This window comes from Gardnerella sp. KA00718 (assembly GCF_049244285.1).
In the GTDB taxonomy this organism is placed as follows: Bacteria; Actinomycetota; Actinomycetes; order Actinomycetales; family Bifidobacteriaceae; genus Bifidobacterium; species Bifidobacterium vaginale.
The window spans coordinates 1519601-1540700 of the sequence record NZ_CP058370.1 but is presented as its reverse complement, the minus strand read 5'-3'; the positions used below and the strand labels follow the sequence as shown (position 1 = coordinate 1540700).

The following is a 21100-nucleotide window of genomic DNA, read 5'->3' as shown; positions in this document are numbered from 1 at the left end:
TTAAGGCTTAATTGTTACAGAATTGTTATCGCGATTGTTTATAACGCGCTATATTTTGTTGATTTAATACGTAGTTTTGTGGTGATTAGACTTAAGTCGTAGTATGTTAAGTGTCAGTTACATACGGTGTGTTGATTTTTTGAGGAGTATTTCATGTTAAATAATTTTGAACATAGCGCGGCTGACGATTTTTCTGAAAGTTCTAAAGATTTTAGTCATCTTTCAAAACTTGCTGTTATAGTTGCACTTCAAAAAGAAGCTCAGCCTATTCTTCAAGCATTTTGTGGGGATTATAAAACTTGGGATTCGTATGGGGTTACTTTTATTCAGGGCAAAATCGCTTCTAATAGCAAAGGCGAAAATCCTACTCTTACAATATGTGTTGCTGGAATGGGAAAGTGCGCTGCCGCAGCTGCAGCTCAAGCGTTGATAATCGAATCCAATCCACAAGTGTTGATTTTTAGCGGAATCGCAGGTGCTTTAAATCCGCGTCTTAGTGTTGGAGATATTGTTATAGGCAAGAAACTTCACTATTTAGAAACAAATACGCAAATTATTGCAGAGTGTGCTCCGTACAAATCTGTTTTTGAATCAGATTCAAAATTATGCGATTTAGCTGTTAAAGAGGCGCAATTATTAGGATTTAGGCTTGAGAAGTCTTTGGAGGAATCCTCTTCGGTTGCTGGCGACTTATCCTCGGACTTTAAGCAAAGCGCGTCTAATGAAAATAGCGTGTCTAACGAAAATTCAAACAACGTTGCTTATTTGTGTGGAAACATAGCAACAAGCGACCAATTTAACACAGATCCTAATATTTTAGACGCTGTGCGAGCAACGGTTTTTGGCGATTGCGAAGAGATGGAAGGCGCTGCTGCTGCACATATTGCTGCTAAAAACGGTGTTCCATTCCTTGCGATTCGCTCAATGAGTAATCGTTGTGGAGAATCATACGAATCTGTGGACTCGCATAAGGATGATTTAGTTCTTGCAGCTAATCAAGCAGGATCGTTAACTTTGCGTGTTTTGAAGGCGCTTGTTAAATAACTGCAGACTAGTTTACTTATTTGAATCGTTTTGTTCTGCTAAATCAAATCCGCTGAAAGTAAACCCAGGGCTTACTACGCAAGAAACAAGAACATCGCCATCGCTTGGTATTGTTCTCTGCCATGTCCCAGCAGGAATTACAAGATGTCCGCGCGTGGATAAGCCATTGCATTCCTTAGTGTTTCCAAGAGTAAAACGCTGCAAATCTGCCTCATCACAAGGGGTTTGACCACATCCACCAAGTTCAATCGTAAGATTTGACGGTCCATGCCATAGCCAAATCTCGTCTGCATCAACTTTATGCCATGCGCTTGAATCGCCAGAAGGCAAAAGGAAGTAAATAAGAGAGGCCAATGGTCTTGGTGCGTCTGCGCCAGCGTTTTCGTCAATTTTCGTATTGTTTGTGCTCGCGTTTGAAGTATTTTCATTGTTGGTTGCGCTATATAGTTGCGCTGCTTGCCAGTCGCGGGTGTACCATCCGCCTTCTGGATGGGCTTCTAGCTGTAATTCTTTAACAAGATTTTTGGCGTAATCACTCATATTTTCTAAACTGACACTCATAATGCATGCTCCTTTTATTTTTCATATTTGCGTTAAATATTTGCGTTAAATGTGTTCTTATCTGTGCTTGCATCAGATTATTGAGCAAAAGCACCATTATTGTATACAAGATTTCCAGAAATAACTGTTGCTTTTGCACTACCTGCACCGTGACGCACAAAATTGTGCAAAGTCTCTTCAACTCCTTGTGGCGAGCTTGTGTCTGTTGGAATATCAAATAATGCAAGGTCGGCTGTTGCTCCAGCATTAATTTGACCAATTCTGTGCGGTCCTACGTGTAAGCCCATAACGCTTGCGCCGCCTAAAGTAAGCATGCGAATAATTCGATGTGTTAAATCATCTTTTCTATACCCTTGCGCTGTTGCTAAATCATAGACTTTTGCAGCGTCGTCTAAAACGTCTAAAGATGGGGAAGAAGATAGTGAATCCGTACCAATCGCAAGCAAGTTTCCTTCTTCCATGTAGTCGCGAATTGGCGCGTCTCTTTCCGTAACAGTAATGCGGTTGGATCTTGGGCACAATGCCACTCCCACTCCGCGTTGACGCAAAATTCTTCGGTCTTCGCCATCTGCCCAAACTCCGTGCGCAATATGTACGTCTGGTCCAAGGGATCCGAGCTGATCCAAAAACTGAATTGCGGAAGCTGTCATTCCATGTGCTTTAAGTTCGCTGTAGCTCGCCCAAACGTTAGCATTCCAATCTGGTGCGGAATACGTGGTGAGTGTATCGGCGTGATTTCCAGCCTCCATAGGTGTTTCTGCTAAGTGTATGTGCAAGCGCATGTTTAGCTGTCTTGCAATGTCTGGCAAATCCACAAAAGGTTCGGTTTCTAGACTGTAAGGTGCGTGTGGGCTAATTCCTATACTCGGCACTCTGCCGTCGTCCATCATGTGCCCAAGCATCTCGAGCAGCTTAGCGTAGCCTTCTTCCTTCCAGTCAACGTTTTTCCAGCCCATTACCTCCCAATAGGCTATCCCGTGCATGCCTTGGCTTGCAAGCGCTCCAACTGCTTCGATATCAGTTACAATGTCGGCAGCTGCAGTAGTGCCAGCTTCCACCATCATTCTGGCACCTTCGTATGCAGAAGTTTTCCAAGTCATCAATGATGGGTTATGCTGTTTTTCTTCTTGTAATTTGTCATAAACAACATTGAATCCTTCTTCCCAGTCTCTAAAATTGCGGTATTCGCCGCGGCCTACGCTTGCCATATTAGTGTATTGCAAATGCGTGTGTGCGTTTATAAGACCTGGTGTCATAAGACCATGCCAATGTCGTTCGTTGTTAAACATTTTCCTATAGGAATCGTTTGACATTTCATCTTTTAGAATGTCTAGTACCCACTGTCTTGTTCCAACGTGTACAACGCGTCTATTTGATACTGCTACGGCTCCTTCGGGAATAATAGGACCTGTTACTGGAATAACCATTGCTGCACTGTATAAGGTTACTTCGCTAAGCGGCGTTGGGTGTGCAAGTGCGCGTATTGGATCTGTAAACATTGCTTTCCTTATGGAATTATCGTTTAACTAATTTTGCTTCTGTTACTCTATTATTGCTTAGATTTGTTATGATTCGGTTAATTGGATTTCATCTAAATATTTTCGTCTTCGGCAAATCTTGTTAAATCCCATCTATAACCATTATCTTTATTGGATTCGCTAGCACTATATCCGCGTTCTGCTAATGCAATACTTGCTATTTGATTATCGGAGCTTTCTGGCAATTGGTAAATTCCAGAATCAAGCCGATTTTTGTCGCCATTTTTCTTGTTTTTCCCATTGTGATCTAGCAAATACGCTACTGCGCTTACTTGAACAGCAAAACTAAAGTCCATAATCTCAATAGGATTTCCACCGCCAGTAGTGTAATTTGTGCCGTCTCCTTCACTTATTAGTGTGATTTGCGGACCGCACGGAACTTGGATTTTTCTTTGTGAAGTTCCAACAACTGGCTTAAAATCAGGGATTTCGTCTAGTGCAATCTCGTTTGCAATTCCGCCAATAACAGCCAAAATCGCGTTTTCTTGCATGTTTTGCATGTGTTGCAATGTAATCGTGTGTCTAACGCCTGTTGCAGAAACAATCATATTGCTTTTTTTAACAACGCATTCAAGATTATGAGCTTCAAATCCATCGAAAACTGCGCGTAAGGATTGGACAGGATTTGTATCGCAAATCGTAACTTTTGCACCCAATGCGCGTATTCTTAATGCGAATCCGCGACCAACTGGACCGTATCCAACAACAGTTACTTTAGCGTTTTTAAAGCATTCGCTTCCAAGAATTTGCTGCATAGTAGTAACGCATGTTTCGCCAGTTCCATGACGATTGTCAAAATCGGTTTTTAGAGCGCTGTTATTTACTGCAATCACAGGATAGTGCAAGTGTCCAGCTTTTTGCATTGCTTCAAAAGCGCGCACTCCACTAGTTGTTTCTTCTGCAACTCCTATTAGATTAGCTGCGATTTGCTGGCGTTCCAGGCTTGCTAGGCGCGCAAAACTTGCACCATCGTCGATTATTATGTCTGGCTGTATTTCGTCTAAGAGTTTTAGCGCACCTTCATGAGTTTGTTCAGGTGTCCAATCTCGGTTTGCTTGTACTAAAATGCCTTCTTTTTTAAGCTGATCTGCTACTCTCTGGTCAGTTTCGTCTGGACCACAAAAAACGCCAACAATCGCTCCGTGCGCGTGCAATTCTCTAAGCAATACAGCTGTTTTTGGTTCCAACACAAGACAAACAGCTATTCTAACGCCTTCTAAATTAAGACCACTTTCTTGTAAATTGTTAAGTAGAGTGCGCATTACTTGCATATGTTTTTGCGCGTAATCTATTGCGTCTTTTCCGCTTAAATTAGGCGCGTTAACCATAGTGTTTTCTATATTTTCGTAAGATTTAGTGGCATCAAAATCTGCGTATTGTTTACAAGTCGTAGGAATTATTCCCCAAGATTGCGCGCTCTGTAAGAATTTTTCCACATCACTATTTTGGTCACTATTTTTAGCATTCTCATTTTGAATATTGTTATCTCCAATAAACACGCGTGCCCCAGCAAGAGATTGGTTAGTTCTCTGCGAAGTAATAGCAACCCATTCGCTAAAATCAATCATATTAAACTCCTAAAAGCTCTTATATTTATTATCCCTATAATCCAAGTGCGTTCAAAGCTTCTTTTAAATTCTCTACTTCGATTATGTCAATACCGGGAATGCTAATTTTCTTTCGCATATTACACACGATCGCACGCTTATAGCCGATCCTAGATGCTTCTCTAATTCTGGGTTCCATTCTAGAAGCTGGGCGAATCTGACCAGTAAGACTAATCTCACCAATTGCGCAAGTTAAAGGTAAGACTGCCTTATTTTTGGCTGCGCTCGCCAAACTTGCCACTATTGCTAAATCGCAAGCAGGTTCTTTCGCCTTAGCTCCAGCAATCGTAGAAACGTAAATATCTTTAGACAAAAGATTTAATCCACCATGTCTATATAAAACAGCGGTAAGCATGGCAATTCTGTTTGTGTCTACTCCAGAAACTGCGCGTCTAGGGGCTGGCAGAACCGAATCTGTAACAAGAGCCTGAATTTCAATAGGTATGCTTCTGTGTCCTTCTAAAGTAAAAGTTACGCACGTTCCTTCATTTTTACAATCTCCATTAGAAGACAGGAAAAGCCCAGAAGGATCTGGAACCTCTTCAATACCATCGCCACTCATGTCGAAGCAGCCAACTTCGTCTGTAGGTCCAAAACGATTTTTAACAGCGCGAAGCATGCGTAATGCGGTTTGACTATCTCCTTCAAATTGGCAAACAGTGTCTACAAGATGTTCAAGCGTGCGAGGACCTGCAATCGAGCCGTCTTTTGTAACGTGTCCAACAAGAAGAATTGGAATATCGCAAGTTTTAGCAACGTCTATAAGCGCGCTAGCTACTTCTCGAACTTGAGTGGAGCCTCCTGTAATTCCTTCAACATCGCTAGAAACAATAGTTTGTGCCGAATCTACAATTGCAAGAGTTGGCTTATATTTTTCGATTAGCGCTAAAGCTGTGTTTAAGTCTGTTGTAGACGCAAGAAGAAGATTTTGACTTATGGCATTTATGCGTGATGCGCGCAATTTTACTTGCGACTTTGATTCTTCGCCAGAAATGTACAGGACTAAATTTTTTGTGTATTCGGCAGTGTTTTTCGCAGATCCGTTGCAATTCTTGGCAATTTTTCCTGCTGTTTCTAAAAGTAGAGTAGATTTTCCGATTCCTGGTTCGCCTGCTATAAGCGTGACTGATCCTGGAACAAGCCCTCCTCCTAAAACGCGGTCAAATTCGCTAAATCCTGTGTGGATTCGCATGCCATTATCTGCTGTAATTTCACTGATTGGCTGAGCATCTACGCTAGAATCAAGATTTGTTATTGTAGAAATGTTATTTTTTGCATTTCTAGATCTTGTGGAGGCTCGTGAAACTCCGCTTGTAGCTTTAGACTCGTGAAACTCGTTTAATGTTCCCCATTCGCCGCATTCTGGACAGCGACCATACCATTTTGAACCACTCCAACCGCATTCGGAGCATAAGTAGTAAGTAGTAGATTTTGCAGCCATGATTTGACGCTAGCTGCATTTGTAGACATTTTACCGTCATACTTTTGTGAGATAATCCAAGTATGTTGAACAGTGTTATGTGGGGTAAAAAATATGAATTCTTATGCGAATAATCCTTCTAACTCGACTTCATCTGTATCTGCTTCTCATAACAACTTACGAAAAGTTCTTATAGTTGCCGTAATAGTGGTCGTTTTAGCTATAGTTTCCGCATTCATATGGCCTGGCTGGGCGTTAAATCGCCAGCAACCGCAGTCTGCTAAAACTCAGGTGTCTTCTGCAAAAACTCCGTCAATTAAGTCTAAAGATTTGCCTAGTACATCTACTGCACTGTTAAGATCTATGCCAGATAGTGTTCTTGATTTTGCGCGTGTTGATGCTTCTCCTAGTGCTAAATGGTCTTCCGCATCTCCTTTGGAAGAATACACTGTTAGATATTCTACGGGAGAATCTGGCAGTGATGTTTCAGTCGTTGTTGCTCAATGGAGTAGTCGTGATTTAGCAAATAAGCAATATGAGCTTTTGACTGATGCATTAGCTGGAAGTGATATTGCTTCTGGAAAGATTCAGGTTGCTGGTAAGGCTACTGGAAGCTATGTTTTGAAGGCAGATGATAATAGCAAAACTAAAGCTAGTGCAATCTGGCAAAATGACACTGTTGTATTTGAAGTGACTGGTTTAAAACAGTCTGTTGAAAGATTCTATAAGCAATTCCCAATGTAACTTTCGTAGTGATATAGGCTGTTTTGTACGTGTTTTTGTAAAATTTTGTTTTAAAATTTTCCAAAGTCGTCAAAACGGTGTAACATTAGGCAAGTTGCACACTTTACATATGAATGGAGGCTTCAGATGGGTTCTGTCATCAAGAAGCGCCGCAAGCGGATGAGCAAGAAGAAGCACCGCAAACTGCTGCGTAAGACTCGTCATCAGCGTAAGTAGTAGCTGTTTGGCGCGCCTGCCCGTTTGGGCACGTAACACTTTTGAAAGCGTTGGATTTTTCCAGCGCTTTTTTTTTTATTGCGATTGAAGACTGCAATGATTGAAGAATGTAAAAAATTTCCCGAAAATGTACGTAAAACAGTGGATTTTACGTACATTTTCGGGAAATGATTGGTTAAATTTAGATATGCAGTTTACTTATTTGGGTTTGTAAGAGTGCGCGGACCGTTTGGATCACCAACAATCACAGTGTCAACCATATTCAAGAACAATCCGTGTTCTACAACGCCAACAGTCTCAATCAAATCCTTAGCAAGCTCTTGCGGGTGCTCAATGCGCTCCAAGTGCAAGTCAACAACAAAGTTATTTTCGTCTGTACGCACTTCCTTGCCATCTGCATCAAGACGCAAAACTGGCTTGTATCCGCGCTTTTCAAACTTGCGAATCACTTGTGCAGATCCGAATGGAATTACCTCAACAGGAAGTGGGAACTTGCCGATTGTATCAACTACCTTGCTGGCGTCCACAATCCACACAATGCGGTCGGAGTTAATTGCAACAATCTTCTCCCAGAGCAATGCTGCACCGCCGCCCTTAATACCGTTAAAGTTCTTATCGACTTCATCTGAACCATCAATAGTAACGTCAATATGGTCAACATCGTTAATGTCAAGAATCTTAATGCCGTAGCCCTCTGCCTGCTCTTGCGTGCGTCGAGAAGTTGTGACACCAGTGAAGCTCAAGCCTTCTTCTTTTACTCTGCGACCGAGTTCGTCTACAAGAAAACGAACAGTAGAGCCGGTTCCAAGTCCAACCATCATGCCATTTTGTACAATCTTTGCGGCCTCAATGCCAGCTGCCTTCTTAAGAGCATCTTGCTGTGCTTTATCCATTTGTGCCTACTTTCTTATCTTTCTTGTTGGCGTGGCTAAAATAACAGCGCGTTTATAGCGTTTTTACCAACCGCCACTTATTTCATACATACTACATATTAGTCTGCGTTCAGATTTTATTCTGTTTGGTTTGCAGCTTTTGTTTGAATATAAAACTCGGTTGGATCTAGTTTAAGAGTGCCGTCTGGCTGAACATATCCGCTTACTTGTATGTTTCCTAATACGTATCGTGGTTGACCATTAAAGCTTTGGCTCGTATTTGGAGCAGGTGTGAATTGTAATGTTCCAGATACACATAATCCTGGCACTACTTGATATTTTTGTTCTGATTTATTTTGAGATTGTTTATTTTTACGCGACTCGTCGGATGCTTTCGATTCGTCCTGTGTATTACTGTTACGCGTAGTTGAATCGTTAGCAACGCTGTTATCGGCGTATTTAATGGCATCATCATCGGATGTTTCACGTTTTGTTTCACGATGAAAATCGCCTTTAAAATCAGGATTAATATCCTTACCAACGCATCTTCCTATGTGATATTCAGCATTAGAAATCTTGCCGTCTAACAGCATTTTTGCGTCTTCTGGTACATCAACACCGTCTGCATATGTAGAAGAAATCAACGATTTCCATCCTTCTAGTGGCAGGTATCCATCCTTCAATCTGCTGCGGCAATCTTCAGCATAAGTTCTAGCCAGCTCATCAACTTTTTCGTTTCCAGCGTTTCCAGCGTGTCCCTTAACCCAGACGAACTTAACGGAGCCTTCGCGTTTAGTAATCTCCGAATCGATTGCGCGAATCAAATCTGCGTTTTTTACAGGCTCTTTTTTGGAGTTCTTCCAACCGTTCTTCTTCCACCCGTGAATCCACGTGGTTGAGCAGTTTATAGCGTATTGCGAATCAGTTTCGATTGTAAGATCCTCGCTTCCAGGGTGTGCTCTCAACGCTTCTAGTACTGCGCATAACTCACCAATTTGATTCGTGCCATTTGTGGCTCCGCCTGCATCCGCGTTTCCTGCATGTTGATGCTCGTGCGTGCTTCCTGCTTCATCAGTGTGGTCTGCCCAAGCCCAACCCATTGATCCATTTGGATTTCCAAGTGCTGAACCATCGGTAGAAACAACAATCATCACAAAACCTTTCAAAAATGCGCCGGTTGCAGATTGCAACCAGCGCAATTAGTAGATTCTTTACTTACGAAAGATTATTACGTTACGCTAAAGCCTTGTCTACTACAGCAGTAGCTTCCTCAAGCACCTTGTCAAGTGCCTCTGGAGAAACGAAGGACTCAGCATAAACCTTGTAAATGTTCTCGGTACCAGATGGGCGAGCAGCGAACCAATTGTTCTTGGTCGTAACCTTCAAGCCGCCAATCTTTGCGCCGTTTCCAGGAGCTTCCGTAAGCTTTGCGGTAATATCTTCGCCAGCGAGCTTAGTTGCTTCAACATCGTTGCCACTTAGAGCCGCAAACTTCTGCTTCTGTTCAAGAGTTGTTGGAGTATCTACGCGCTTGTACCAGCTTTCTCCAAAGCGAGCAACCTGATCTTGGTGAAGCTGAGCAGGGTTCTTACCAGTCTTTGCAGTAATTTCCGCAGCGAGCAAATCAGGAATCAAACCATCCTTATCGGTGGTCCACACGCGTCCGTCTTTGCGCAAGAAGCTCATGCCAGAGCTTTCCTCGCCGCCGAAAGCAACTTCGCCGCTAAAGAGTGGGTCAACGAACCACTTGAAGCCAACAGGAACTTCCACAAGCTTAGCGTTAATCGAAGCAGCTACGCGGTCAATCAAGGAAGAAGACACAAGCGTCTTGCCGATAGCAGTATTCTTTGGCCAATCCGGACGAGCGCCGCCGAACAAGTACTCCACGCACACTGCAATGTAGTGGTTCGGGTTCATAACGCCCCAATTCGGGCACACGATACCATGGCGATCGGCATCTGGATCAGTGCCTCCAACCAAATCGTACTTATCCCAAGCGCCAGCGTTAAGCTGATCAACTAAGCCCTTCATTGCGTAAGGGGAGCTTGGATCCATACGAATCTTGCCATCGTGGTCAATAGTCATGAATCGCCAAGTTGGGTCAACTTCTGGACGCACAACGCCAATGTTTAAACCGTACTTTTCGTTCATAAGTGGCCAGTAGTTTACGCTTGCGCCGCCGAGTGGGTCAATTCCCAAACGCACGCCGCTAGAGCGAATCACATCGAAATCGATTACGTTAGCCAAATCGCTAACGTAGTGCTCGCGGTAATCGAAGCCTTCAACCAAATCAGACTTGATTGCTTCCTCGAAAGGCACGCGCTTAACGGACTTGTAGTTGTCGAGCAATTCGTTTGCGCGAGCTGCAATTGCGTTAGTCACTTCTGCAGGTGCAGGACCGCCTGTTACAGGGTCGTACTTAAAACCTCCGTCGGTTGGAGGATTGTGCGAAGGAGTGACGACAATGCCATCTGCCAAGCCGTCTCCGCTAAAGCGTTGAGTGCCGTCTGCTGCGCGATTATGCGTCAAAATAGCCTGAGAAACAACAGGAGTTGGCACGAAATCGCCGCGAGAATCCACGCGAACGTGAACTCCGTTAGCAACCAAAACCTCGATAGCGGTTTTTTGAGCAGGCTCAGAAAGAGCATGCGTATCGCGACCAATATAAAGAGGACCAGTTACGCCAGCCTTCTTGCGATATTCAGCAATAGCTTGAGTAATAGCCACAATATGAGCTTCGTTAAACGAAGTTTTTAAAGCAGAACCACGGTGACCGGACGTACCGAAAATCACGCGCTGTTCTGGAATATTGGAATTTGGAACTTCATCATAGTAAGCGCCAACCAAAGCGTCGACATCTACTAGATCTTCTGGGGTGGCGGGCATTCCCGCATTTTTTGCTACCATAATTTTTTATTTTGCCACGGCGACGGTATTTTAACGTAAGTTAGCATTATTTTGAGTCAAAGAAGATTGTAAACTCTCTGGTATGCGAACGCATAAAGCCTGTTTGTCTACGCTAAAACGCAAGTGTTTTGTGTAGCCTAAAATATCTCCATCAACTTGCACAGGAGCAGGTCGTTCTATCTTGACTTCTGCTTCAACACCTTGCGATTGGTCGATTTTAGAGTTTGTAGAAAGCGGACTTTGCTTTGCTTTTCCTGTAACGGTTTGGTGTACAACGTCTCCAAATAGGTTAGCCCATCCAATTAATCCGCCAGATGTGTCAATAATTTCGAAGTCTAATATGCCATCATCGTAAACGGCTTCTGGCATTAAAGAAAGCATTGGTATTTGTCCACAATTACCAGCCATAAGTGTGCGGAATGATATTCCTCTTGCTGTGTGATTTGTACCGTTTTCTCTAATAAAAGTAACGTCTCCGCGATATTTTGGCGCAAATAAGTGTTTAACGCCAGCAACAAAGTATGCAAGCCAGCTTATGTTCTTTTTAAGCGCAGGATTAGTGTCGTCTATCATAAGAGCGTCGAATCCAATTCCTGCAATAATCAAAAATGCGTGACCATGGTCTTCATACGGCTTGTCGAGTATAAAAACACGCCCAACGTCAACTTTTTTAGATCCGTGGCTTGTTGCAACTCTTAGTGCTGCTTGAACATCATCTACTGGAATGCCCATGTTGCGCGCAAACAAGTTCCCTGTGCCAATTGGAATTATTCCCATCGCGTGGTTCGTGCCAGAAACCGCGCTTGCAACCGTTCTAACAGTGCCATCTCCACCAACTGCTACAACAACATTTGCCCCGTTTTCTAAGGCTTCGAGTGCGCATTCTCGCCCATCTTTATTTAATTGAGTGTCTATTATTTCGTATGTGAAATTGTGTGATTTGCAATATTCTTTAATGTCAAGTCTATATTGTTCTGCTTGAGGTTTAGACGGGTTTAGTATGAAAGCGTAATGTACACTATCTCCGTGTCGCTCTGCGAGTTTTTCTGCTAAATGATGCTTTTTCAAGGCGCGCGTAACTATCATAATGATGAATGGCGCAAGTACTAGCGCAAAAACAATCACCATTAACGCAATCGTCGCTTGAATTGGTATATCTGGCATATTTATTATTCTTGCACATATCTTTAATATATGGTGATTATTTTTAGAATATTTGCGAATATTTGATTACTTTTCACATTTTCATCACGTATTGAGCATATTTTTTATTTTTGGCTCGCATTTCTATTATTTATTTCTATTATTTCTATTATTTCTATTTATATGTTTTACATTCCTTATGTGAGTTATATGCTAAGCAAGTGCTAAACTTGCCACATGCGATTTTTGTGCCATTAATCGAGCAGGGGTTTAAGAGTATGTCCGAGTTAGAACATAATAATCCAGACGCTTTTGAGTCTGAAAATATTGATAATATTGCTAATAATATAGACGTAAACAGTGTAGATAATTACAATATTGACAATAACGATATAAATCAGACTGCTGTTTTAAAGAATCGCCATAAGTCGAACAAGTCTGCACTGGTTCTTTTATATTCTTTGGTCATATTCGTTATACTCTTAGTCTGCGCTTTTCTTGGCACACAAGCGTATTTCCATGATCGTGTTGCCCCTGGTGTACATTTTGCTGGAAGTAGTCAAATTGTTGGCGCTCAGTTGGCAGCGGTTTCTAAAAATGTAGATAATGCTGTTGATAGCACCAAAATAGAAATTAAAGATGATCGTGGTAAAACAATCAACGCGAATTTTGAAGACTTGTACGTCAAAGTAGATAAGAGCGCAACGGTTAAAAATATAATGCGATCTAAGCATGATAACGCGTTTACAATGCTTATGCCTTGGGTTCAGAAGACTGTCGCTTTGCAAGCAACTCGAAACGACATGGATATGGATGCGTATATCATCAAGAAATTTGTTAACGATAAAGATCGTGCAATGCCTTATACGGCAAAATACGATTCTGGTTCTGAATCTTATGTGGTGGAAGATGGTGTTCCAGGTCGTACAGTAATAACATTGCCTGTTCGTGAGGCTGTTAAAAAATCGCTTGAAAATCCTGGTAAAACAGTAAAAGTTACTATTGAGTCTCGTAGGATTGAAGCACCGATTAAGCGTGATGTTGCTAAGAAAACTGTGGATCAGCTTAATAATATTCTTACTAAGAAAATCACTTTAAGTAATGGCGATTCAAAAGATTTTACGATACATAAATCTGCAATCGCTTCTTGGATTAAGGTTAATGCTGATGAACAGAGAAAGCAGATTTCGTTTACTGTAGATAGGGAAGCAGTAAATACTTGGCTTTCAAAAGAGCTTGCTAAGAATCTGAACCAGCAGAAAATAGATCAGGAAGACACTTATAGTAAGAAGGGTCAGTTCATAATGACCACTCTTAAAGGTGTTAATGGCGTAGAGGTTCGCTATTCAAAGGATGTAGCAAACAAGGTTGTGGATGCTATCGAAAAGGGTACAGACGCAAAGATTACGGTTCCAACAAATGTAGTAAAGTTTGCTGTTGAAAAGAAGATTGTTGAAATGCGTATTGTGGTTGATAAAACCACGCAGACAGTAAGCGTTTACAAAGATGATCAATTAATACGAACAATGCCAGTTTGCACGGGCTCCAATGGATATTACGAGACGCCAAATGGAACATTCCACATTTACTTACGTTATGACGTTCAAGCTATGCAAGGATTTAATAGAGACGGTTCTAGATACTATTTGCCTGGAATTACTTGGGTTAGCTACTTTAACGGTGGAATTTCATTCCATACAGCAAGGTGGAATGATGTTGGTATAGCACAAGGATACCCAGCAAAGCATGGTTCTCACGGCTGCATTAATATGTACGAGCAGGATTCTAAGTGGGTGTACGACAATTGCCCGCGTGGAACAATCGTACAAGTGGTTGGCGAGCAGCCAGATGGTCCAGTTCGTCAATAATTCATTGTAATAGTGAGTTATAGGCTTTATAAAAGTTATAAAATTCATAAAAGCGAGTAACAATTTGGCTAAATTGGATGACAATAACGCTGCAAAAGGCGGCGAACAAGCCAAGCAAGAATGTGATTCTCCAGCTGTAGCTAGAAGAATAAGCAGTACGCCTATTCAAGTGCGAGTTACAGCCACGCTTTTTGATGCTCCTTCGGATGAAGAGCGTATAGATAAAAAGCCGCCTTTTATTCGATTGGTCAGAAAACTTGTTACATCAAGCGTTGGATTTTGGATGCGTGTAAGCGGTAAGATTATGCGCCGTTTGGGTTGGTTCCCAAGCGTTGAGCCTTATATTGGTTATGGAACTGATAATTATGCTCGTCTGATTTGCCGTACGGTTCTTGCTCCTAAAGCTGGGCATCATTCTGTTTTGAAGCGCGGAATATATGCGATGCTTGTTGTCCCTGCTGTTAGGATTCGTGTTTCTTTAAGCATTGATGGTGTTCCTGTTGAATCTGCGCAAGTTGGTGATTCGTCTGTGTACGATAAGCCAGATGCTAGTTTCAACAGTGGTGCTGAATATTGTGTTTCAGACTGTTCTGGTTATCTTGATTTGATTACCGAAAGATCACTTAATGTTGGTGAACATAAAGTGTCTTACAAAGTAGATAATCGTGAGCCTGTTGATGCAAGCATGTTTGTTATTTCTGAAAAATCTACTTTAGGAATAATTTCCGACGTTGATGACACTATTATGGTCACTCAGGCTCCTTCTCCGCTAAGAGCAGCTTACAATCTGCTTATTATGAATCCAGAGCACAGGCATGCTGTTAAGGGTATGAATCATTTCTTTAATAAGATTCGTGATTTTGTTCCTAACGCCCCGTTTTTCTATCTTTCAACTTCTCCTTGGAATGTGGAAGCTTCTATACGACACTTCATTTTGCGTGAAGGTTTTCCATCTGGACCGCTTCTTCTTAGAGATTTAGATCCTAGACCTAAGACTTTTGTGCCGACTGGTCCTCAGCATAAGCTTGAGTTTGCTCAGCAGCTTATGGATGATTTTCCAGGTATGAGATTTGTGCTTATTGGTGATGATGGTCAGAAGGATCCAGCTACTTATGCGAGTATTATAAAAAAATTCCCTAATCGAGTTTTAGCGGTAGGCATAAGACAGCTTAAGGTCAATTCAACTATGACCGATTTTAGGAGAGCAATGTCTAAGGATTTTGGGGTTACTCTTGCGTCTTCTAGAATTGCAAGCGTTGGTGATGGTAATTTTGTTAATGCTAAAGGTGCTGCTGGAACTTTTGAAGGTGTCCCATTTTTTGCAGCTCCAGATGGTGAATCTTTGAAAGATATTATGATTCCATTTATTATGGATGCTGTTTAATGTTGTGTAGTTGATATTGTGTAATTGTGCAGAATTTTTATGTTTTCTATGTGTTGTAAAGGTTATAAATGCAAGATAGTTCGCTAAAAGTCGGTGAGTTTGATTCTTTAAATAAGGCTGCTGGTTGTAAGCCTATGACCGCTACAAAAATTGATTATGTTCGTGAGTTTCACAATGATGTGTTTGTAGATGAATATGCTTGGATGAAAGACAAAGAGAGCAAAAGACTTCGTGAATATATTGATTCTCAAAACAAGTACACTGAACAACGCGTTTCTAGGTTAGATTCTTTACGTAAACAACTGTTTAATGAGATGAAATCGCGTATTCAAGAAACGGATATGTCTGTTCCAACGAGAATGGACGGATATTGGTATTATGTGCGTACCGTAGAAGGTAAACAGTACGGGATTCAATGCCGAATGCCTGTTAAAAACGAGAATGATTGGGATCCGCCAGTTATAGATGAACGCGCAAATCCTGGAGAAACAGAAGGTGAAGAAGTTATTTTTGACGCCAACAAAGAGGCATCGGAATTTGGTGGAGATTTCTTCCAACTCGGAGGAATGGATATTAGTTTAGACGGCACGAGAATGTTGTTTGGCGTCGATACTAAGGGTGATGAAAGATTCGATTTTTATATTCGTGATTTTTGCAAAAGTAGCAATGATTTTATAACACTTCCAGATTGCATAAAAGGCATATCTTCTGCGCTTTTAACACCAGACGGAAAATGGGTTTTTTATGTGACTTTAGACAGCGCATGGCGACCATACCAAGTGTTTAGACATAAAATTGGAACTTCTGTAGAAGATGATGTAAAAGTTTTTGAAGAATTGGATGCGAGATTTTTTGTTAGCGTTTACGAAAGTTTCGACGAACGTAGCATTATGATAAACAGCAGCTCAAAAACAACTTCGCGCGTATTAATGCTTCCATTAAGCACTCCAGAAGCAGATTTTAAGATGGTGTTAAAGCCTATAAAAAACGTGGAATACGATGTTTCTTTCGCATGCTTTGAAAATGCTGGAGATGATGGTAAAGATATTCCACTCATGTTTGTAAGCCACAATCTTAAAAATCCTAATTTTCAGATTGACGTTATAGATTTGCGAAAGCAATCTATGGAATCAATGCCATTTAACATTGGCGAAGGCGATTGTGTTGTTCAGGGATCTCCTTACGGCTGCAAAAATGGTGATTTATTAGAACCAGGAGCCAGCAAAAAAGCAGTTAGTGAACCGTATTATAACAGCAAAAATCCTAAGATTTTACAGGGAACTTGCGGATTGAGCATTGATGGTTTAAGCGTTTATAAGAGTTATGTGGCTCTTTCTTTCCGAGCGAATGGCTTGCCTCAGCTTGCTGTTATGCCTAAAAGCAATGCTGTTGAAGATTTTAATGCTGGACGACCTTGGCGTTTTATTAGGGTTGGGGCAGAAGGTTTTATAAAAGAAACAGCGGAAGAGTGGCAACCAACCGATGTTGTAAAAGATAATTTGTCTGATTTGTCTGATTTATCTATCCAAAATCAAAATCAAAACACCGCTCGAATTGAACTATCTAAAATAACCAATGAACAAGCTAAAAATAGTCGTGTTTACCTTATTGGAGCAACTGGTAATCCTTCTTACGAAGCTCCAAGAATGCGTTATTCTTGTTCAAGCTATGCAACACTAGGGTCTTTGCGTGAAATAGATCCTATTACAGGCAAAGACGTTTTGCTTAAGCGTGGGAAAATTCTAGGCGATTTTAACGAAAACGACTACGCGGAAAAACGAGTGTGGATTACTGTCCGAGATGGAGAGCGCGTACCCGTATCCCTAGTGTGGCGTAAAAACACTGTGGCTAAATCACAAGCAATGTTCATCACCGCTTACGGAGCTTATGAAATAAGCAGCGACCCGTATTTTTCTGTGGCGCGTCTAAGCATGCTGGATAGAGGAGTGCTGTTCGTACAAGTGCATGTGCGAGGCGGCGGAGAAATGGGTCGTGCGTGGTATGAGAATGGTAGGCGTCGCAACAAAAAACACACGTTTGAAGATTTTGTAGACGTTACGCGCGCTTTGCAACAAGCTGGGTATGCTGATGCGAATCAGACTGTTGCAAATGGTGGTTCTGCAGGCGGCCTTCTTATGGGCGCTGTAGCAAATATGGCTCCGCAATGCTACGCGGGAATCGAAGCTGATGTTCCGTTTGTTGATGCGCTTACGTCTATGCTAGACGACTCGTTGCCGCTTACTGTTACAGAATGGGACGAATGGGGAGACCCATTGCATAATGCGCAAGATTACGCTTATTTAAAGTCTTACACGCCTTACGAGAATGTGCCTGAACATGTTGAGCCAGGTGAGTTTCCAAAGATTCTTATAACTTCTTCGATTAACGACACTCGCGTTCTTGTTACGGAGCCTCTTAAGTGGCTTGCTCGTTTGCAGGCTGCAGGTGCGGACGCGATTGCGCGCATTGAAACAGATGGCGGTCACGGTGGAAGCTCTGGCAGGTACAAAAAGTGGGAGGAAGTTTGCTATGAAAACGCATGGTGTTTAGATGCCATGGGTATTTCGTAGAATATTTTTAAAACACATTGGAGGCTGATTGTGGTAAGAATTAAGCCAGATAAGCCCTACACGGAAGACCTTCCTTTAACGCATACAGCGTTATTTAAGCAAGTGCCACTCGATCAAGCGAGGGAGCTTCTCGAGCATTTGCATGAGTCGGTTTTTTCTAAGGGGCAGGCGATTTTTAACGAAGGAGATACTGATCGCCGCATGTATCTGCTTGAGCGTGGACGGGTTAAGCTCGTGCGCCATTCAAGGGATAATCGTGTGCAATTGCTTAGTATCCACACGCACGGTGAGATTCTTGGAGAGATTCCTGTTTTTGACCCGTTCGGCGGTCCGCGTACAGCTTCTGCAATAGCAATTACAGATAGAACTCGCGTATTATGGCTAGAAAACGAAGTTCTTTTTAAGTGGCTTGGCCATCATCCTAGGGTTGCTGTAGACATGCTTCAGGTTTTAGCTGCACGTTTAAGAGCAAATAATGAGCATATTTCTGATCTTGTTTTTATGGACGTTCCAGCTAGATTGGCTAAAACGCTTTTAAACCTTGCTTCTAGGTTTGGAGAACCTGTTAGGGAAGGTGTGCTTGTTCCTCACGATTTAACACAAGAAGAACTTGCTCAACTTGTTGGGTCTTCTAGAGAAACAGTTAATAAAGCGTTGATGGATTTTGCTCAGAGGGGTTGGATTAAAAGGCACGGTAGGTCAATTATTATTTACCAACCTGGAATGTTGATTCGCAGAGCAGAAAGATAAATCGCGATTTTTGCGTGCCGCAACGTAGAGGCAAACCTCTAGAATAGTTCGCATGCCTAAGAAGAAATCCCTCACAACTCGTCGCGTGTTAGCACTGTTTCTTACGTACATCACATTGTGTGTTGCAGGTGGTGTAGTATCAAGTATTTTATTTGTGCCAGGAGTGATGAGCGTAAACAGTGTGGTCAAGTCTGTTGTGCCTTCTCTTAGAGTTGATGGCATTGATTTTGACGTTACGGCTTTACCTCAAAAGTCGCGTTTATACGCTTCTGATGGCAAAACAGTTATAGCAACATTTTATGCTCAAAATCGCACTGTTGTGCCATTAAGACGCATATCGCAATACATGCAGCAGGCAATGGTTGCGCGTGAGGATCGTAGATTCTTTGAACATTCAGGCGTTGATGTGCAAGGCGTTATGCGTGCGTTTGTGCAAACGTTTATTAAAAAGTCTGATATGCAAGGTGGATCGTCTTTAACACAGCAATACGTTAAGAATGTTCTTATGATCAAAGCTAGAGAAGACAATGATCCTATTTCGGAATATCATGCTGCAGAAAGTACTGTTGCTAGAAAATTGCGAGAAATGTTAATCGCAATACAAATGGAGAAAAAATACTCTAAGCTAGAGATTTTACAGGGATATTTAAACGTTGCACAGTTTGGTAGTAATAATCTTTACGGTGTAGAAACTGCTGCAAAACGCTATTTTAATACCACTGCAGCCAATCTTAATCTTGTTCAAGCTGCGACTATTGCAGCAATCACAAAGAATCCTTCTAGGTACGATCCTTCTATTGAAGAAAATCAGCCTGAATCACAGAAGCAAAGAAATATAGTTCTTGATTTAATGCTTCGACAAAACTTTATAAGTCAAAAAGAACATGATGATGCGGTTGCAACACCAATTAAAAGCACTCTTAATATTCAGCATGAAGTTGCTAACGTCGGTTGCCAGGCTGCTGGAGATGCAGCATTCTTCTGTGATTATGTTACTAAGAAAATCTTGAATTCTAGAGAATTTGGCAAAACAACTGTAGCAAGGCAGAAGCTGCTTAACGAAGGCGGATTAGACATTTACACAACAATGGATATTCTTGCAAACTCTTCTGCAATGGATACAGCTAGGGCTACTGTTCCAATAAACGATCCAAGCGGTTTTGAAGTTTCGATTGCTGCTATTAAACCTGGAACTGGAGAAGTACTTGGATTTGGAAGCAACCGTATTTACGATGCTACAGATGCAGCAAAATCAGACCCTACGCACACTGCGATTAACTACGCTGTAGACGAGCGAGACGGCGGCGGCTTAGGCTGGCAGATTGGTTCTACGTGGAAGCCAATTAACATTGTTGCTTGGCTGCTTGCTGGAAAGTCGATTAATCAGCCTCTAAGAACAAGCATGCTTTATAACAACACTGATTTTTCTTGCGCAAGGTATCGTGGAATTGGCCGCTGGTCTGTTCAAAACTCTGGTGGCGGTAGTGTTAGCCCAGAAACGCCTTTAATGGGTCTTGTTCATTCTCATAACACTATTCAGGCTGCTATGGGTGCTCAGCTTAAGCTGTGTGCAGTGGCAGAGGCTGCGAAAACACTTGGGTATCACAATTCGCCACTGGGTCAAGAAGATGTGTTCTCTAAGAACTCGTTCAATCCTCCTATGTTGATTGGTGCTGTGCAAGCTTCGCCGCTAACAATGGCTAATGTTTTTGCAACTATTGGCGCTAATGGTGTTCAATGTGATCCTATAGCAATTAAGCGAGTAGTAGACAAAAATGGCAAGCGACTTCGTGTTCCTAGTGCGCATTGCCATCAAGCTATTCCAAAGAAGATTGCTCAAACTGTTGCATACGCTATGAATCAAGGTGTTGTTCAGCCAAGTGGTGTTGCTCATGGCGCGCAACTAGAAGGCGGTCGTAAGACTTTTGCTAAAACAGGTACGAACGAGCAATACTACATGACTACTGCTGGATTTGTGCCAAATAAGGTTTCTGCTTTTGTTGCCGTTGGAAATGCGGAAGTACAAAAGAGCTTTAGCAATATGAGAATTAATGGCGTCTACCACAGCACATGGTATGGTACCTACATTGGTATGCCTGCTTGGAAAAAGTTTATGGATACGTACCTAAAGGCATCTAACACGCCTATGGATAACGATTACGGAAAACCAGATCCAAAGTATATGGCTGGCGGAAAAATGCCGTCATTAACTCCGCAAATGCGTCAGGAAGATTATGCAGAGCAGCAGCGTAAGCGCGATGAGGATGCTCGTAGACAGGCGGCTCAAGATCAGGCTCAGGCTCAGGCAAATCAGGGTGCGGCTTCGACAGATCCTGCGACTGGTGGATCGTCGGTTACTGGCGATGGAAGAACGAGTACATCTTCTGGTTCTACGTACGGTAATACGGATAGAACAGGAGACGCATCTTCTGACGGTAATTAAGCTTCATCTGGTTAGTTGAAAATATTATTAAAA

Annotated in this window: 16 protein-coding genes; 8 read left to right on the top strand and 8 right to left on the bottom strand. The window is 42.1% G+C overall.

Features of this window, described 5'->3' with window-relative positions; all coding sequences use genetic code 11:
- Positions 1-153: 153 nt before the first annotated feature.
- A complete protein-coding gene (locus tag HXT55_RS06250; RefSeq protein ID WP_004112055.1) occupies positions 154-1044 on the top strand; it encodes a 5'-methylthioadenosine/S-adenosylhomocysteine nucleosidase in 891 nt (296 codons plus the stop codon).
- A gap of 12 nt (positions 1045-1056) precedes the next feature.
- Here HXT55_RS06250 and HXT55_RS06245 read toward each other — a convergent pair whose 3' ends face one another.
- The 4 genes from HXT55_RS06245 to radA form a co-directional block, all read right to left on the bottom strand.
- Complete coding sequence (locus HXT55_RS06245) at positions 1057-1605, bottom strand: cupin domain-containing protein (protein ID WP_004575034.1); 549 nt, start codon at positions 1603-1605, stop codon at positions 1057-1059.
- Between the two features lie 77 nt (positions 1606-1682).
- Positions 1683-3104 (bottom strand): amidohydrolase family protein, encoded by a 1422-nt coding sequence (locus HXT55_RS06240; protein WP_064623292.1) that lies wholly within the window; start codon positions 3102-3104, stop codon positions 1683-1685.
- Between the two features lie 92 nt (positions 3105-3196).
- A complete protein-coding gene (locus HXT55_RS06235) occupies positions 3197-4711 on the bottom strand; it encodes an adenosylhomocysteinase (protein WP_064623290.1) in 1515 nt (504 codons plus the stop codon).
- A gap of 34 nt (positions 4712-4745) precedes the next feature.
- A complete protein-coding gene (gene radA / locus HXT55_RS06230; protein WP_064623288.1) occupies positions 4746-6191 on the bottom strand; it encodes a DNA repair protein RadA in 1446 nt (481 codons plus the stop codon).
- A 93-nt stretch (positions 6192-6284) separates the two neighbouring features.
- On the opposite strand from radA, the gene HXT55_RS06225 reads away from it, so the two are divergent.
- Positions 6285-6914, top strand: coding sequence for a hypothetical protein (locus HXT55_RS06225; RefSeq protein ID WP_004112066.1), 630 nt, complete (start codon positions 6285-6287; stop codon positions 6912-6914).
- Between the two features lie 126 nt (positions 6915-7040).
- On the top strand, positions 7041-7130 hold the full coding sequence (locus HXT55_RS06220) for a 30S ribosomal protein bS22 (protein ID WP_004268639.1): 90 nt from the start codon (positions 7041-7043) through the stop codon (positions 7128-7130).
- A 194-nt stretch (positions 7131-7324) separates the two neighbouring features.
- Here the strand turns inward: HXT55_RS06220 and rpiA are convergent, their stop codons facing one another.
- The 4 genes from rpiA to HXT55_RS06200 all read right to left on the bottom strand — a co-directional run bounded on the left by rpiA (position 7325) and on the right by HXT55_RS06200 (position 12073).
- The gene (rpiA, locus tag HXT55_RS06215) at positions 7325-8023 is read right to left on the bottom strand and encodes a ribose-5-phosphate isomerase RpiA (protein WP_004112071.1); all 699 of its coding nucleotides are present in this window, start codon (positions 8021-8023) and stop codon (positions 7325-7327) included.
- Positions 8024-8139: 116 nt separating this feature from the next.
- Positions 8140-9201 (bottom strand): ribonuclease H family protein, encoded by a 1062-nt coding sequence (locus tag HXT55_RS06210; RefSeq protein ID WP_004112073.1) that lies wholly within the window; start codon positions 9199-9201, stop codon positions 8140-8142.
- A 34-nt stretch (positions 9202-9235) separates the two neighbouring features.
- On the bottom strand, positions 9236-10909 hold the full coding sequence (gene pgm / locus HXT55_RS06205) for a phosphoglucomutase (alpha-D-glucose-1,6-bisphosphate-dependent) (RefSeq protein ID WP_004112076.1): 1674 nt from the start codon (positions 10907-10909) through the stop codon (positions 9236-9238).
- Between the two features lie 30 nt (positions 10910-10939).
- Entirely contained in the window at positions 10940-12073 is a 1134-nt protein-coding gene (locus HXT55_RS06200; protein ID WP_064623286.1) for a diacylglycerol/lipid kinase family protein, read from the bottom strand.
- 257 nt (positions 12074-12330) lie between these two features.
- Here HXT55_RS06200 and HXT55_RS06195 point away from each other — a divergent pair, with 257 nt between their 5' ends.
- From HXT55_RS06195 to HXT55_RS06175, 5 genes are all read left to right on the top strand, one after another.
- Positions 12331-13920 carry a L,D-transpeptidase gene (locus tag HXT55_RS06195; protein ID WP_180947406.1) on the top strand — a complete coding sequence of 530 codons (1590 nt, stop codon included), beginning with the start codon at positions 12331-12333 and terminating at the stop codon, positions 13918-13920.
- A gap of 64 nt (positions 13921-13984) precedes the next feature.
- The gene (locus tag HXT55_RS06190) at positions 13985-15304 is read left to right on the top strand and encodes a phosphatase domain-containing protein (RefSeq protein WP_004116977.1); all 1320 of its coding nucleotides are present in this window, start codon (positions 13985-13987) and stop codon (positions 15302-15304) included.
- A 68-nt stretch (positions 15305-15372) separates the two neighbouring features.
- A complete protein-coding gene (locus tag HXT55_RS06185) occupies positions 15373-17874 on the top strand; it encodes a S9 family peptidase (RefSeq protein ID WP_064622910.1) in 2502 nt (833 codons plus the stop codon).
- Positions 17875-17904: 30 nt separating this feature from the next.
- On the top strand, positions 17905-18624 hold the full coding sequence (locus tag HXT55_RS06180) for a Crp/Fnr family transcriptional regulator (protein WP_004112109.1): 720 nt from the start codon (positions 17905-17907) through the stop codon (positions 18622-18624).
- Positions 18625-18676: 52 nt separating this feature from the next.
- Entirely contained in the window at positions 18677-21067 is a 2391-nt protein-coding gene (locus HXT55_RS06175) for a transglycosylase domain-containing protein (RefSeq protein WP_064622908.1), read from the top strand.
- Positions 21068-21100 lie beyond the last annotated feature (33 nt).